This is a genomic window from Pseudomonas sp. (genome assembly GCF_030150285.1).
Classification (GTDB): Bacteria; Pseudomonadota; Gammaproteobacteria; order Pseudomonadales; family Pseudomonadaceae; genus Aquipseudomonas.
The window spans coordinates 1-15,017 of record NZ_JASLGE010000090.1 but is presented as its reverse complement, the minus strand read 5'-3'; the positions used below and the strand labels follow the sequence as shown (position 1 = coordinate 15,017).

Here is a 15,017-nt window from a genome sequence, read left to right as displayed (position 1 = left end):
TTTTTATGGATATCAAGACAGCCCTGAACCGTATCGTCGGTCAACTCGACCTGAGCACCGATGAAATGCGCGCGGTCATGCGCGACATCATGACGGGCAAATGCACTGAGGCGCAGATTGGCGCATTCATGATGGGCATGCGCATGAAGAGCGAAAGCATCGACGAAATCGTCGGTGCCGTGACGGTCATGCGTGAGCTGGCAGACAAGGTCGAGCTGAACACCCTTGACGGCGTGGTCGATATCGTTGGCACCGGCGGCGACGGTGCCAATATTTTCAACGTGTCCACTGCATCGGCACTGGTGATTGCGGCGGCGGGCTGCACGGTGGCCAAGCATGGCAATCGTGCGGTTTCCGGTAAAAGCGGTAGCGCCGATTTGCTGGAAGCGGCCGGCGTGTACCTGAACCTCACCCCGGTTCAAGTGGCGCGCTGTATCGACAGTGTGGGTATCGGCTTCATGTTTGCCCAGTCTCACCACGGTGCGATGAAGCATGCCGCTATCCCGCGCCGAGATTTGGGCCTGCGTACCTTGTTCAACATGCTTGGCCCGCTTACGAATCCGGCCGGTGTATTGCATCAGGTCGTCGGTGTGTTCAACCATGAGCTGTGCCGCCCGCTCGCTGAAGTGTTGCAGCGTTTGGGCAGCAAGCATGTGTTGGTGGTGCATTCGCAAGACGGTCTGGACGAATTCAGCCTGGCCGCGCCGACCTTTGTTGCCGAGTTGCGCAACGGTGAAATCACTGAATACTGGGTGCAGCCGGAAGATTTGGGTATCAAGAGCCAAAGCCTCTTTGGTCTGGTCGTCGATAGCCCGGAGCAATCGCTGGAGCTGATCCGCGATGCCTTGGGGCGGCGCAAAACCGAAGCGGGTCAGAAAGCGGCCGAAATGATCGTGCTCAATGCAGGGGCCGCGCTGTATGCCGCCGACCTCGCCTACACGCTCAAGCAAGGTGTGGAATTGGCCCATGATGCTTTGCACACAGGGTTGGCGCGCGAGAAGCTCGAAGAGTTGGGTGCGTTTACCGCTATTTTCAAGCAGGAGAATGAAGCATGAGTGTGCCGACAGTTCTGGAAAATATTCTGGCGCGTAAAGTTCAGGAAGTGGCTGAGCGTAGCGCCCGCGTCAGCCTGGCTGAACTTGAAGCGTTGGCCCGCACTGCGGATGCTCCTCGTGGTTTTGCCAATGCGCTGCTGGCCCAGGCCAAACTCAAGCAACCCGCGGTGATTGCCGAAATCAAGAAGGCATCGCCCAGTAAAGGTGTTATCCGTGAGCACTTCGTGCCGGCCGACATTGCCAGGAGCTATGAGACGGGCGGCGCAACCTGCCTCTCGGTGTTGACCGACATCGATTACTTTCAGGGTGCCGACCTTTATCTGCAGCAGGCTCGCGAGGCCTGCAAACTGCCGGTGATCCGCAAAGATTTCATGATCGATCCTTATCAGATTGTGGAAGCCCGTGCGCTGGGTGCCGACTGCGTGTTGTTGATCGTCTCCGCGCTGGATGATGTGAAGATGGCCGAGCTGGCTTCTGTTGCCAAGGACGTTGGCCTGGATGTGCTGGTGGAAGTTCACGACGGCGATGAGCTGGAGCGCGCACTGAAAACCCTCGACACGCCGTTGGTAGGTATCAACAACCGTAACTTGCACACCTTCAGCGTCAGCTTGGAAACCACGCTGGACTTGCTGCCGCGTGTGCCGCGTGATCGGCTGGTCATTACCGAGAGCGGGATTCTCAACCGGGCCGATGTTGAGCTGATGGAAATCAGCAACGTCTATGCCTTCTTGGTGGGCGAAGCGTTTATGCGCGCCGAGAGCCCGGGCCATGAGTTGCAGCGGTTGTTCTTTCCGGAGCGCGGTTTGCCCGTCACCGGCTCGACGCTGGATTGATACTCGCGGTTTTTATTTGCCAAGGAATGCCATGACACTCATTCAGCAGCTCACCGTCGAAGCGGGCCTCAAGGCCGAACAGGCTTTATTGGCCTCGGTCTGTATGGGTGAGTTGCAAGCGGGCGTGTTGTTTTGGCAGCCCACGGATCGTGCGCTGGTCATGCCAAGGCGCATGAGCCGGCTGGCAGGCTTCGAACAGGCCAGTGCCGAACTGGCCGACAGCGGGTGGCCAATTTTGTTGCGTGAAACGGGCGGTGAGCCCGTGCCGCAATCAGCGTCCACGGTCAACATTGCGCTGGTCTATGCGGCACCGCGCAGCGAAGGCGATCAGGGGCGAATCGAAACGGCTTACCGCCGCCTGTGCGAGCCTTTGTGCCAATTGCTGATCGAGTCAGGCGGCGAGGCCTCTTTAGGCGAGGTAGAAGGCGCGTTCTGTGATGGTCGTTTCAACGTCAACCTCAATGGACGCAAGCTGGTAGGCACGGCTCAGCGCTGGCGCCAGAGTCAGGGTGGGCAGCGGCCGGTAGGCCTGGTTCATGGCGCGCTATTGGTTGAAAACGAACGGGAGTCAATGGTGGCTGCGGTCAATCGCTTCAATCACCTCTGTGACTTACAACAGCGTTGTCGCGCCGACAGCCATATTGCATTGCATGAAGCCTTCGAGGTTTCAGATTTTTTCGAGCGCTTGAGCGTTCGTTACCATCAGGAATTGGCGTTCTTGCTCAACCCTTAGCGTGTGCCGTAAACCACCATCGTCTTGCCTTTGACGCTGACCAGGTTCTGTTCTTCCAGATCCTTGAGCACTCGCCCTACCATCTCACGTGAACAACCGACAATTCTGCCGATCTCTTGGCGGGTAATCTTGATTTGCATGCCGTCCGGGTGCGTCATGGCGTCGGGCTGTTTACACAGTTCAAGCAAGCAGCGTGCGACACGCCCTGTCACATCAAAAAAGGCCAGGTCACCGACCTTACGGGTGGTGTTGCGTAAGCGCTGAGCGATCTGGCCGCTGAGGGCGTAGAGAATTTCTGGCTCCTGCTGTGTGTACTCTCTGAATTTTGCGTAGCTGATCTCAGCAACCTCGCATTCGGTTTTGGCGCGGACCCAGGCACTGCGAGTCTGCTCTTGCCCTGGCTGTTCAAACAAGCCCAACTCGCCGATAAAGTCGCCAGAGTTGAGATAGGCAATGATCATTTCGCGCCCGTCATCATCTTCAATCACGATGGTGACTGAGCCTTTGATAATGAAGAAGATGCTGCGCGAGTGTTCGCCTGCGCAAATGATATTGCTCTTGGCCTGATAGCGCCTGCGTTGGCACTGAGTCAAAAACTTGTCGAGGTTTTTGATCTTGTGTATGGGAGAAAGAGCAAGCATGGTTGTATTCCGAAAGCATGCACAGTATGGGCTGGATCTATTTTTTATATAGAACACTTGTGGCGGGTGCCAGTGATTTGACGCCAGCTTAACAGACAGATTCTGTGCGGTTGGCAGATTTTTCGCCCGCTCTCTTTGTACCAGAGCTTGTGCTTGGCAAGTCATCTGTTTCGGGGCCTATGCTAAGCTTGCTCCCCTTTTAAAGCAGTGGAGTCTGGGTGATGAAGGCACGCATTCAATGGGCTGGCGAAGCCATGTTTCTGGGCGAGTCAGGCAGTGGCCACGTGGTTGTGATGGATGGCCCGCCGGAAAGTGGCGGTCGTAATCTGGGCGTGCGGCCGATGGAAATGCTTCTGCTAGGGCTCGGTGGTTGCAGTAATTTCGACGTGGTGAGCATCCTCAAGAAGTCGCGTCAGCCTGTGGAAAGCTGCGAGGCGTTTCTTGAGGCCGAGCGCGCCACAGAAGACCCAAAGGTGTTCACCAAAATTCATCTGCACTTTGTGGTCAAGGGGCGCGGCCTGAAAGAGGCACAGGTCAAGCGAGCCATCGAGTTGTCCGCTGAGAAATATTGCTCGGCGTCGATCATGCTCGGCGCGGCGGGTGTTGCCATCACCCATGATTACGAAATCATCGAACTGGGTTGAGCGAGCATCCAATTTTCATAAATGCATTGCAGACTCTGGCGATCAGTCGCTGACGTCTGCATAATGCGCCACTTTTTTCAGGGTCGTGGCGGGGAATATTTCCGGTCACGCGTCCGAACAGATAACCAAAATCGCCATCGCGAAGAGGTGTTAACCGTCCTACGCAGGTGCGTCCACGCACTTGACGGGCATGCTGGATCACGCGGCCAAGCCGCATCGACATAGAGAGTTTTATAACGGTGAAAAGCAAACTCAAGCTCCACGGGTTCAACAACCTGACAAAGACCTTGAGCTTCAACATCTATGACATCTGCTACGCGGAAACCCCGCAAGACCAGCAGGCATACGTTGAGTACATCAATCAAGAGTACGACGCAGAACGCCTGACGCAGATCCTCACAGATGTGGTTGATATCATTGGTGCCAATATCCTGAACATTGCACGTCAGGATTACGACCCGCAAGGTGCCAGCGTGACCATTCTGATTTCCGAGCAGCCAGTGATTCCTACTGAAAGCCAGATCGAAGAATCTCCAGGTCCGTTGCCCGAGACCATTCTGGCCCACCTCGACAAGAGTCATATCACGGTTCATACCTACCCGGAGATTCATCCGGTAGACGGTATCGCGACTTTCCGCGTGGATATTGATGTGTCGACGTGCGGCGTTATTTCACCGCTTAAAGCTCTCAACTATCTGATCCATCAGTTTGACTCGGATATCGTGACTGTCGACTATCGCGTGCGTGGTTTCACCCGTGATGTGGAAGGTAAAAAACACTTTATCGATCACGAAATCAACTCGATCCAGAACTACCTCTCCGAGGACACCCGCGACGGTTACCAGATGACCGACGTGAATGTTTACCAAGAGAACCTGTTTCATACCAAGATGCTGCTCAAAGAGTTCGAACTGGATAACTACCTGTTCGGTGATGCGACCAGCAACTTGTCGGCTGAGCAACGCGCACAGGTGACTGAGCGTGTTAAGCACGAGATGCTGGAGATTTTCTACGCGCGTAACATGGGCTAAGCAATCACCGGTTATTAAAAAGGCGGCAACCGAAGGGTTGCCGCCTTTTTAATGAGTGCTGTTTTATACCCAGGCCGCTAAATCCTGTAAGTGCTCTTGGTCATGACTTTAGCCATCAAGCTCATACCGAACTTCACGGGTGCCGGGAAACGGAAGCCACCGGCACTCAGTGCAGATTCTGCATGGTGCTCTTCGTCGATACGCATTTGCTCGAGAATGGCCCGAGACTTCTCATCTTCAAGCGGCAGTTGCTCAAGGTGTTCGTTGAGGTGTTTACACACTTGATCTTCAGTGGCCGCGACAAATCCCAGGCTGACCTTGTCGCTGATCAAGCCGGCGGCCGCACCGATGCCGAAGGACATGGCGTAAAACAGCGGGTTCAACACGCTGGGATGGCTGCCCAATTGACGGATGCGCTGCTCGCACCAGGCCAGGTGGTCGATTTCCTCGTCGGCAGCATGCTCCATCGCTGCGCGTACATGCGCGAGCTTGGCGGTCAGGGCCTGCCCTTGATACAAGGCCTGGGCGCAGACTTCGCCAGTATGGTTGATGCGCATCAGCCCGGCGACATGGCGCGTTGCCTTTTCGTCCAGCGTGTTATCAGGCTTGACGATGGCGGGAGATGGGCGATGAGGCTGGCCGCTAAATGGCAATAAGGTGCGCATCGCGGTGTCGGCTTGTAACAGGAGACGGTCAATCGGCGAGTAGTGACGTTGGGTAGTCATGCTTACCTCCGGAAAAAATCACGGCGGTCAGTTTACCCCAATAGGCCCGGCACGGTCTGCGCTGGATCATTCATCAGCGCGGGAGCAGCGAGGCCCCCGCAGCCGGATGCAAGGTTTGCTCAAGCCAATCAGCCCGGTGGCCAATTCATCTGGCGTTGACCCAATACGTGCATATGAATGTGGTAGACCGTTTGGCCACCGTTTTCATTGCAGTTCATCACCACGCGGAAGCCGTCCTCGCACCCCAACTCTTTGGCAAGACGCTGCGCGGTGAACAGAATATGGCCTGCCAGAGGTTTGTCTTCTTCAGTCAGGTCATTGAGGGTGCGGATCGGCTTTTTCGGGATGACCAGAAAATGGATCGGCGCTTGCGGGGCAATGTCGTGAAAAGCCAGCACCTGGTCATCTTCATAGATGATCTTGGCAGGTATTTCACGGTTGATGATCTTGGTGAACAAGGTATCCAAAGCAATGTCTCCGTGAGTGAAGTCCGGTCTGAGTGTACTCATAGGCACTGATTAGGCACAGTCTCGTTAACGCGGGCAGTAGGATTTATTAATAGAAGCGGCAATTTTTCGGGTCATCCACCGCGAAAGCACGCGAGGCATACGGGTTAACCAGCGATTTCCCCGCCCAGGAATAATAATGGCCTTGTTCTTTTCAAGCGCGCGCACGGTGTAAAGCGCGACTTCTTCGGGGCTCAGAGCGCTTCGATTGTGCTTGGCTTTTTCGGTATTCATGTTGGCGGCATCGAAGAAGGCCGTCCGGGTGACACCGGGGCACAGCACCGACACCTTGATTCCGGTTTTCTTTACTTCTTCGCGCAAACCCTCAGAAAAATGCAGCACATAAGCCTTGCTAGCGAAGTAGGTGCTGAGCCAAGGACCGGGCTGAAAGGCGGCAATGGAGGCAACATTGAGGATTTGGCCACCCCCCTGAACGGCCATCATATTGCCGATGGCATGGCACAAACGGGTCAAGGCCAGTACGTTAAGTTCGATGAGGTCTTGTTCGGCGCTCCAGTCGTGAGCGAGGAAGGGGCCGCACGTACCGATGCCGGCGCAGTTCACTAACAAATCGATTTGGCGATCGCCTTCTTCAAGTTCAAGCAAAAAACCTGAAAGGCGCAGGGGTTCGCCCAGGTCGCAGGCGCGGAACAACACTTCCACCCCGAAACGCTGGGTCAACTCAAGGGCAATCGTTTCCAGCGCATCCCGCTGGCGGGCCACTAAAATCAAGCTGCGCCCACGTCGGGCAAGGGCTTCAGCCAAAGCCAGACCAATGCCACTGGACGCGCCGGTGATTAAAGCGTAACGGGTCATGCTGTTCTCCATCGCAACGGTACAGTCCGGTGACAATGATGTCCCTGGCGTTAACGCGTTCATTTAAGGTGCGCAGTCTACAGGCTGTTGCTGTTGGCTGCGTTGATCAACGATGCCAGCAGGCCCAAAGCGAAGAGGGCGATCATGGCAACCATGCCCAGCGCGATCAAAAAGATGGCCGTGCAGGCGAGTACGTTGACCGCTCGGCTGTTGGGGGGCGGCGGCAAACCGTATTTGTTGGGGCCCGGCGTACCGGGCATCAAGAGCATCATCAGGAGCAGGACCAGGTTCGCCAAGGGTATGACATGCAGTAGCAGCATCCAGGCTGACCAGTTGATGTCATGCAGGCGCTGTGCACTTATTCGTACGCTAATAAAACAATAGGCAACCAACAGTGTCGCACCGCAAGTGATGCCCAGCGTGGGCGATAGTTTGAGGGTGAGCAGCACCACGATCGACGCTGCGCAAGCGATAGCGGTCAGGACCATGTGCCAGGCCAACAGCCGCAGACGTCCGATTCGGCCGCTGAACCCCAGGGTATCCAGTGTTGCGTAGCGTTCTTGGGGTGGGGTGTAGAGGCTCAGCTCTGGCATGTCGGCATCCTTGTCGAGGGGTAAACAAAAAGCCCGCCGGAGGGCGGGCTCTGGTCAGTCAGGGTTGAAGCCATTGCTGGGACAGTCGAGCGGTGAGCCCTAACGCTTGGCGGTATTCCTCGTCCATGCGGGCGATCAACTGGTCTGTAGACGGTAGGTCATGAATGTCGCCTACACCTTGACCGGCAGACCAGACGGTCTTCCACGCTTTGGCTTCCTCAGTCAGCGGCTTGAGTTTACTGCCAGCGCCGGCTTCGGCTTTTCCTTGCAGAGCTGCCAGGTCGAAGCCTGCGTTTTCAAGGCTTTGGCGCATGAAGCTGGCCGGGACACCCGATACGGCGGGGGTGTGGATGATATCGGCCGCGCGGGATACCAGCAGCATGTCTTTATAAGCGTCAGGCGCTTGGCTCTCCTGTGTGCCGATGAAGCGTGTGCCGAGGTACGCAAGGTCGGCACCGATAACTTGGGCAGCGAGAATCTCGTGGCCGTGATTCAGGCAGCCGGCCAGCAATATGGTTTTATCGAAAAACTGTCTAATTTCAGCAACCAGCGCAAATGGGCTCCAGGTACCCGCATGACCCCCTGCGCCCGCCGCGACGGCGATTAGGCCGTCGACACCGGCTTGCGCCGCTTTTTCAGCATGACGCCGAGTGGTGACATCGTGAAAAACCAGCCCGCCGTAGCTGTGCACGGCATCCACAACTTCTTTCACGGCCCCTAGGCTAGTGATTACGATAGGTACTTTGTGTTCAATGCAGATCGCCAGGTCGGCCTGCAGCCGCGGATTGCTGCCATGCACAATCAGATTCACCGCATAGGGTGCGGGGTTGTCCAATGTCGCGAGCCCAGCCTCGATCTCTTCCAGCCAGGTTTTGAATCCACTGCTCTCGCGTTGGTTAAGGGCAGGGAAGCTTCCCACAACGCCGTTGCGACAGCAGGCCAGCACCAGTTGAGGGTTGGAAATCAGAAACATCGGGGCTGCGACCACCGGCAGGCGCAAACTGTTTACAAGCAGTGCGGGCAGTGACATTGGAAAACCTCGCTAAGGGAATTGGCTGATTAGAATGGCTTGACCACGGCCAGAATCACGATCGCCAGCAAAAACACGACCGGCACCTCGTTGAACCAACGGTAGAACACATGAGAGCGTTTGTTTTCGCCACGGGCGAAGCGTTTTACCTGCGCGCCACACATGTGGTGGTAGCCGATTAGCAGGAAGACGAGTGTCAATTTGGCGTGCATCCAGCCTTGGCTGAAGTAGCCGCTGGGGTTGAGGCTGATCAGCCAACCGCCAAAAATCAGGGTGGCAATCATTGCCGGGCCCATGATGCCGCGATAGAGCTTGCGCTCCATGATGCTGAATCGTTCTTTGCTGACGGCATCTTCACTTTGCGCGTGGTAAACAAAGAGTCGGGGCAGATAGAAAAGGCCTGCAAACCAGCAGACGATGCTGATGAGATGGAAGGCTTTGAGCCATAGATAAAGCATTTTTAGTTATTCCCAGGTTCACGGTAGACCAAATAGTAGTTGTAGAGGGCTCCTGAGTCACCTTGGCGGTTGTCGCAGGGGCGCGCTGACCCTATTATCGAGGGCTTTCCAGTGGGTTCGTTGAGGGGCAGGTTATGGTCAAGGTCGGTATTGTCGGCGGCACGGGTTACACCGGGGTCGAATTGCTGCGTTTGCTGGCACAGCACCCGCAGGCTGAGGTGGTGGTCATCACTTCGCGATCCGAGGCAGGCCTGCCGGTTGCTGATTTATATCCGAACCTGCGCGGTCACTATGATGGCCTAGCGTTCAGCGTGCCGGACACTCAGACATTGGCGGCCTGTGATGTGGTGTTCTTCGCCACGCCTCACGGCGTTGCTCATGCACTGGCAGGCGAGTTGCTGGCGGCTGGCACCAAGGTGATTGACCTGTCTGCAGACTTCCGTTTGCAGGACGCGGATGAATGGGCCAAGTGGTACGGTCAGCCACACGGAGCACCGGAGTTGTTGGCGGAGGCTGTTTATGGCTTACCAGAGGTTAACCGCGAGCAAATTAAACAGGCCCGCCTGATTGCTGTGCCGGGCTGCTACCCGACAGCGACCCAATTGGGCTTTCTTCCTTTGCTGGAAGCAGGCCTGGCAGAGACTGCATCCCTGATTGCGGACTGCAAGTCTGGTGTGAGCGGCGCGGGACGTGGTGCCAGTGTTGGCTCGTTGTATGCCGAAACGTCCGAAAGCATGAAGGCTTACGCCGTAAAAGGTCACCGTCACTTGCCTGAAATTCGCCAGGGGCTGCGTCGTGCGGCTGGCAAGGATGTAGGTCTGACCTTCGTACCTCATTTGACGCCTATGATCCGTGGTATTCACTCCACGCTTTACGCAAACGTGCCTGACCGTACTGTCGACTTGCAGGCGTTGTTTGAAAAGCGTTACGCAAACGAACCTTTTGTCGATGTAATGCCTGCCGGTAGCCACCCGGAAACCCGTAGTGTGCGGGGCGCCAATGTGTGTCGTATCGCCGTGCATCGCCCGCAAGGTGGCGATTTGGTAGTGGTGTTGTCGGTGATCGATAACCTGGTCAAAGGGGCTTCTGGCCAAGCGGTTCAGAATATGAACATCCTGTTCGGTCTGGATGAGCGCCTGGGCTTGTCGCACGCAGGGATGTTGCCGTAAGAGCAGCTGTAAGCGTCAAGTTGTGAGCGGCAAGCTTGAAGCTTGCCGTTGCTCCCTTAATAGTTGACCGCTTTTCTAGGAGAAGCGGATAATGCGCTCCATTACGCATTATGGCGGCACATCGCCGGGAGATAGTCAGCATGAGCGTCGAATCCTTCACCCCTATCGCTTTGCAATTCACCGAAGGTGCTGCGCACAAGGTGAAGAGCCTGGTCGATGAAGAGGGCAATGATCGTTTGAAGCTGCGCGTTTTTGTTACGGGCGGCGGTTGTTCCGGGTTTCAGTACGGCTTTACGTTCGATGAAGACGTAGCCGACGACGACACCATTGTTGAGCGCGAAGGCGTCAGCCTTGTGGTTGACCCGATGAGCTTCCAGTACTTGGCGGGTGCTGAAGTGGATTATCAGGAAGGTCTGGAAGGCTCGCGCTTTGTCATCAAGAACCCTAACGCCACCACGACATGTGGTTGCGGGTCGTCGTTCTCGATTTAACTGCGCAGTACCGGTTACACCCTTAGCGCCGCGTCGAATCGCGGCGTTTTGCTGTCTGCAATCAGGCAGGGTATATAGCACCCAGAACACGCAGGCCACGCGCACCGGTAACGCTTGGGCGGTTGGTGGGGATGTTTTCAAGGCAGCAGTGTGCAAGCCATGCAAACGCCATTGCTTCAACCCAGTCTGGATCAACGCCTTTGGCCTGGGTGCTGTTGACCTGTGTTTGCTCCAGCAACTCAGTGAGGCGAGCCATCAATGCGCCGTTATGCGCGCCGCCACCGCATACCAGCAGTTCGTTGGTGCGCGCTTGGGCCGATTGCAGTGACTGCACGATCGTCTGCGCGGTAAGTTCCAGCAGGGTGGCTTGTACATCTTCTGCGGCAAAGGCCGGAAGCGCATCCAGATGACTCAGTAGCCATGGGAGGTTAAACACCTCACGGCCTGTGCTTTTTGGGCCCTTTGTTTGAAAGAAAGGGTCACTCAGCAAGGTGCTGAGCAGAAGAGGCGCGACCTTACCGCTGGCAGCCCACTGGCCATTTCGGTCATAGAGTTCATTGCGTTGGATCTGGATCCAGGCATCCAGCAGAACATTCCCCGGGCCGCAGTCGAACCCAGCGACAGGGTTTCCAGGAGTCATCAGGCTTAAATTGCTGAAGCCTCCTACGTTCAGCACGGCTCGGTAACCGACATCATCGGTAAACAAGGCCTCATGGAAGGCTGGAACCAGTGGTGCGCCTTGACCGCCAGCAGCAACGTCGCGACGGCGGAAATCACTCACCACACAGATTTGGGTCAGCTCAGCCAGCAAGGCAGGGTTGCCGATCTGAACGGTGAAGCCTTGTGCGGGCTCGTGTCGGATTGTCTGGCCATGGCTACCAATGGCGCGGATGGCATTGGGCGACAGTTGCTGTTGTTTGAGCAGGTTGTTGATAGCTTGAGCAGCCAGTTCGACCCAATGTTTTTCGGCAATTGCGCCGCGGGCTATTTCGTCGGGTCCGCTGCTGCACAGGCCCAGTAACTCACTGCGCAGTGCATCTGGCATAGGCGTGTAGTAGGTGGCGAGCAGTTTGATGCTCGCCCCCAGCTCTATAAGTGCAATGTCCAGACCGTCAAGGCTGGTACCGGACATCACGCCTATATAGAGGGCCATGGCTTAACGCTTGCTCGAAGCCAGGAGAGTAGCTTTCTCTTGGTTCATGCGGGCCATCAACGGCTGGCTTTGCTGCAGGAAACGCGTGCGCTCAGCTTTTGCGATGGGGTCGGCCATTGGAAGCTTTTGGCCCAGCGGGTCGACATGAACACCGTTCACCTGAAACTCATAATGCAGGTGGGGGCCTGTGGAAAGGCCGGTCGTACCGATGTAGCCAATAACTTGCCCTTGTTTGACTGAACTGCCGGTTCTCACGCCTTTGGCGAAGCCCTGCATGTGACCATAGAGGGTACGGTAAGTATTACCGTGCTGAATAATCACGGTATTGCCATAGCCACCGTTACGTCCGGCCAGGAAAACTTTGCCGTCACCCGTTGCTTTGATGGGCGTGCCGCGTGGTGCTGCATAGTCCACGCCTTTGTGGGCGCGGATCTTGTTCAGAATCGGGTGCTTGCGACCAGCGGAGAACCGGGAACTGATGCGGGCAAAATCAACCGGAGTACGGATAAATGCTTTACGCATGCTGCTGCCATCGGCTGTGTAGTAATTGCTCACACCTTGTTTATTGGTGTAGCGCACAGCCGTGTAAGTTTTCCCGCGGTTTGTGAAGCGCGCGGAGAGGATGTTGCCTGTGCCAACGGTCTTTCCGTTGACGACTTTTTGCTCGTAGATGACTTCGAACTGGTCGCCTGGGCGAATGTCCTGTGCAAAGTCGATGTCGTAACCAAAGACTTTGGCCATGTCCATCGTCAAGCTGTGGGGTAAGCCCGCGCGTTGGCCAGAGGCAGACAGCGAGCTGTTGATCACGCCGTGTACATAGGCTGAGCGTACTGTGGGCAGTGTAGTTACACGACGAAACGTGTAGCCCTTGGCGGTTTTACTCAGGGTAATTGTTTCAAGGTCGCTCACCTGGCTGTGCAGGCTGTTCAATTGGCCATCAGCCGTCATTTCAAACTCAAGTTTTTGGCCGTGCTTGAGTTGGCTGAATTGCTTGGCTTGTTTATCGCTCGCCAGAATTTCATGTACGGAAGTGGAGGGCAGGCCGACCTTCTCAAACAGGGTTGAAAGCGTATCCCCTTTGGCGACTACGACTTCTCGGTGGCTTGGGGTGTTCGGTTCTTCGGCCTTGGCGACCGTTTCAGTTGCGCTTTCCTGCTGCTCGATTTGGACAAATGGCGGAGGTGTTACTTCATTTGTGGCTTGAACGAGTTCGGAAGCGTCTTGTTCTTGTGTCAGTTGTTCGGCGGGGCTCTCCAGTTCCAAATTCAGCGTGGTTCGTTTGGCTTCCACTTCGCTGGAGGGGAACACCAGTAAAGCGAGGCTCAAGAGGGCGGCGATACCACTTGCTGCGAGCAGGTGGGTCTTCGGATAAAGCGGTGGCGCTTTAGGCGGTTGACTGGTCATAGATGATTTTGACTTTGAATAAAGGATGAATTGGAAAAGATGACTGACACGGTGAACATGAAATAACTGTATAAAATATAACCAAATCACCCATGAAGCAAGTCTGCGGGTCTTTCTCGCGCGGATAGCCCCCGTATGCCGGCCGGAACTTGTAATTAGTCCCTGATCTTGTATCGTTGGTTCCCTTTGAATTTGAGCCTTACGGGTCTGATATGAAGTCGGTTGAAGAGCAGCTAGCGCTAATTAAGCGGGGTGCCGAAGAGGTACTGGTCGAGTCAGAATTGGTTGAGAAACTAAAGCGCGGGCAACCCTTGCGTATCAAGGCCGGATTCGACCCGACGGCACCAGACCTGCACTTGGGGCATACCGTCCTTATTAATAAGCTGCGTCAGTTCCAGGAGTTGGGGCATCAGGTCATCTTCCTGATCGGCGACTTCACCGGGATGATTGGCGACCCGAGTGGCAAAAGTGCCACGCGTCCGCCCTTGACGCGTGAACAAGTGCTCGACAATGCCGAGACATACAAGACCCAAGTGTTCAAAATTCTTGACCCGGCTAAAACCGAGGTTGCCTTTAATTCCACCTGGATGGATCAGATGGGGCCGGCTGATTTCATACGCCTGACCTCTCAATACACCGTGGCCCGGATGCTCGAGCGCGATGACTTCGATAAGCGCTATACCACCAACCAGCCCATTGCTATCCATGAGTTTCTTTATCCGCTGGTACAGGGGTACGACTCTGTTGCATTGAAGGCGGATGTTGAGCTGGGCGGCACTGACCAAAAATTCAACTTGCTGATGGGGCGTGAGCTTCAGCGTGGCTATGGTCAGGAGGCGCAGTGCATTGTGACTATGCCGTTGCTCGAAGGGTTGGATGGCGTCAAGAAGATGTCCAAGTCGCTGGGTAACTATGTCGGTATCCAGGAAGCTCCGGGTGTGATGTACAGCAAGCTTGTGTCCATCCCGGATGCCCTGATGTGGCGGTACTTTGAGTTGCTGAGCTTTCGTTCGATGGATGAAATCAATGCGTTCAAAGCTGAGGTTGAGGCTGGCGCTAACCCTCGCGATATCAAAATCAAACTGGCTGAAGAGATTGTGGCTCGTTTTCATGGCGAAGAAGCTGCCGCGAATGCTCACCGCGGTGCAGGCAACCGAATGAAAGACGGTGAGTTGCCGGATGACCTGCCGGAGATTGAGATTGCTGCTGCCGAGGCTATGCCGATTGCAGCTGTCCTTAATAAGGCGGGTCTGGTCAAGAACTCGGCGGTTGCCCGTGATCTGTTGAGTTCGGGTGGCGTGCGTATCGATGGTGAGGTTGTTGATCGCAGCTATATATATGCATTGGGCTCAACGCACGTCTGCCAGGCCGGAAAGAAGGCTTTTGCACGAATTACCCTGAAAGCCGAATAATCTTGAAATAAGTGCTGGACGGCGCATTTTATTAGCCTATAATGCGCCCACTTCCGGCGCAGTCGAAACGGAAAACTCCTTGATTATCAACGAGTTGGATTGGTTTTCGGCGGTTCAAGCTTCAAGTCATCGAAGCAGGAAATGAGGTGTTGACAGCAGCGTGTAACGCTGTAGAATTCGCATCCCGCTAACGAGAGATCGAAAGCGCAAGTGGTTGATGTTGCAGAGGAAACTTTGAAAACATCTTAAAATAACCGCTTGACAGCAACAGAGGCTGCTGTAGAATGCGCGCCTCGGTTGAGCGAAAGCTTAACCAACCGCTC

The 15,017-nt window shown here is 55.5% G+C and carries 17 protein-coding genes; 8 read left to right on the top strand and 9 right to left on the bottom strand.

Features of this window, described 5'->3' with window-relative positions; translation table 11 throughout:
• The first annotated feature begins 5 nt into the window (after window positions 1-5).
• Genes trpD through Q1W15_RS21120 form a run of 3 tightly spaced genes read left to right on the top strand, consistent with a single transcriptional unit; the run spans window position 6 to window position 2,621 of the window.
• The gene (trpD, locus tag Q1W15_RS21130; protein WP_300731936.1) at window positions 6-1,055 is read left to right on the top strand and encodes an anthranilate phosphoribosyltransferase; all 1,050 of its coding nucleotides are present in this window, start codon (window positions 6-8) and stop codon (window positions 1,053-1,055) included.
• The gene (trpC, locus tag Q1W15_RS21125) at window positions 1,052-1,888 is read left to right on the top strand and encodes an indole-3-glycerol phosphate synthase TrpC (RefSeq protein WP_300731933.1); all 837 of its coding nucleotides are present in this window, start codon (window positions 1,052-1,054) and stop codon (window positions 1,886-1,888) included. Before trpD ends, trpC begins: the two co-directional genes overlap by 4 nt.
• 31 nt (window positions 1,889-1,919) lie before the next feature.
• The gene (locus Q1W15_RS21120; protein ID WP_300731930.1) at window positions 1,920-2,621 is read left to right on the top strand and encodes a lipoate--protein ligase family protein; all 702 of its coding nucleotides are present in this window, start codon (window positions 1,920-1,922) and stop codon (window positions 2,619-2,621) included.
• Here Q1W15_RS21120 and crp read toward each other — a convergent pair.
• Window positions 2,618-3,262, bottom strand: a complete 645-nt coding sequence (gene crp / locus Q1W15_RS21115) for a cAMP-activated global transcriptional regulator CRP (RefSeq protein WP_300731927.1) — start codon at window positions 3,260-3,262, stop codon at window positions 2,618-2,620. The genes Q1W15_RS21120 and crp overlap by 4 nt on opposite strands.
• Before the next feature lie 221 nt (window positions 3,263-3,483).
• Here crp and Q1W15_RS21110 point away from each other — a divergent pair, with 221 nt between their 5' ends.
• On the top strand, window positions 3,484-3,906 hold the full coding sequence (locus tag Q1W15_RS21110; RefSeq protein ID WP_100940504.1) for an OsmC family protein: 423 nt from the start codon (window positions 3,484-3,486) through the stop codon (window positions 3,904-3,906).
• A gap of 239 nt (window positions 3,907-4,145) precedes the next feature.
• The gene (gene speD, locus Q1W15_RS21105; protein WP_300731915.1) at window positions 4,146-4,937 is read left to right on the top strand and encodes an adenosylmethionine decarboxylase; all 792 of its coding nucleotides are present in this window, start codon (window positions 4,146-4,148) and stop codon (window positions 4,935-4,937) included.
• 77 nt (window positions 4,938-5,014) lie between these two features.
• Here speD and coq7 read toward each other — a convergent pair whose 3' ends face one another.
• From coq7 to hemJ, 6 genes are all read right to left on the bottom strand, one after another.
• Complete coding sequence (gene coq7, locus Q1W15_RS21100) at window positions 5,015-5,662, bottom strand: 2-polyprenyl-3-methyl-6-methoxy-1,4-benzoquinone monooxygenase (RefSeq protein WP_300731912.1); 648 nt, start codon at window positions 5,660-5,662, stop codon at window positions 5,015-5,017.
• Between the two features lie 128 nt (window positions 5,663-5,790).
• Window positions 5,791-6,129: a histidine triad nucleotide-binding protein gene (locus tag Q1W15_RS21095; RefSeq protein ID WP_300732026.1), complete on the bottom strand. Its 339-nt coding sequence runs from the start codon at window positions 6,127-6,129 to the stop codon at window positions 5,791-5,793.
• Between the two features lie 66 nt (window positions 6,130-6,195).
• Entirely contained in the window at window positions 6,196-6,984 is a 789-nt protein-coding gene (locus Q1W15_RS21090) for an SDR family oxidoreductase (RefSeq protein WP_300731909.1), read from the bottom strand.
• Window positions 6,985-7,061: 77 nt separating this feature from the next.
• Window positions 7,062-7,577, bottom strand: coding sequence for a DUF805 domain-containing protein (locus tag Q1W15_RS21085; RefSeq protein WP_300731858.1), 516 nt, complete (start codon window positions 7,575-7,577; stop codon window positions 7,062-7,064).
• Between the two features lie 58 nt (window positions 7,578-7,635).
• Entirely contained in the window at window positions 7,636-8,607 is a 972-nt protein-coding gene (locus Q1W15_RS21080) for a nitronate monooxygenase family protein (protein WP_300731855.1), read from the bottom strand.
• 29 nt (window positions 8,608-8,636) lie between these two features.
• Window positions 8,637-9,065 (bottom strand): protoporphyrinogen oxidase HemJ, encoded by a 429-nt coding sequence (gene hemJ / locus Q1W15_RS21075; protein ID WP_300731852.1) that lies wholly within the window; start codon window positions 9,063-9,065, stop codon window positions 8,637-8,639.
• 134 nt (window positions 9,066-9,199) lie between these two features.
• Here hemJ and argC point away from each other — a divergent pair, with 134 nt between their 5' ends.
• Together argC and erpA are read left to right on the top strand one after the other, a co-directional pair.
• Window positions 9,200-10,234 carry an N-acetyl-gamma-glutamyl-phosphate reductase gene (argC, locus tag Q1W15_RS21070; RefSeq protein WP_300731849.1) on the top strand — a complete coding sequence of 345 codons (1,035 nt, stop codon included), beginning with the start codon at window positions 9,200-9,202 and terminating at the stop codon, window positions 10,232-10,234.
• A 140-nt stretch (window positions 10,235-10,374) separates the two neighbouring features.
• Window positions 10,375-10,725, top strand: a complete 351-nt coding sequence (erpA, locus tag Q1W15_RS21065) for an iron-sulfur cluster insertion protein ErpA (protein ID WP_300731846.1) — start codon at window positions 10,375-10,377, stop codon at window positions 10,723-10,725.
• 61 nt (window positions 10,726-10,786) lie between these two features.
• Here the strand turns inward: erpA and Q1W15_RS21060 are convergent, their stop codons facing one another.
• A complete protein-coding gene (locus Q1W15_RS21060; RefSeq protein ID WP_300731843.1) occupies window positions 10,787-11,878 on the bottom strand; it encodes an anhydro-N-acetylmuramic acid kinase in 1,092 nt (363 codons plus the stop codon).
• Window positions 11,879-11,881: 3 nt separating this feature from the next.
• Window positions 11,882-13,282: a peptidoglycan DD-metalloendopeptidase family protein gene (locus Q1W15_RS21055; RefSeq protein WP_300732024.1), complete on the bottom strand. Its 1,401-nt coding sequence runs from the start codon at window positions 13,280-13,282 to the stop codon at window positions 11,882-11,884.
• A gap of 212 nt (window positions 13,283-13,494) precedes the next feature.
• Here Q1W15_RS21055 and tyrS point away from each other — a divergent pair, with 212 nt between their 5' ends.
• Window positions 13,495-14,694, top strand: coding sequence for a tyrosine--tRNA ligase (gene tyrS / locus Q1W15_RS21050; protein ID WP_300731840.1), 1,200 nt, complete (start codon window positions 13,495-13,497; stop codon window positions 14,692-14,694).
• The last annotated feature ends 323 nt before the right edge of the window (window positions 14,695-15,017 follow it).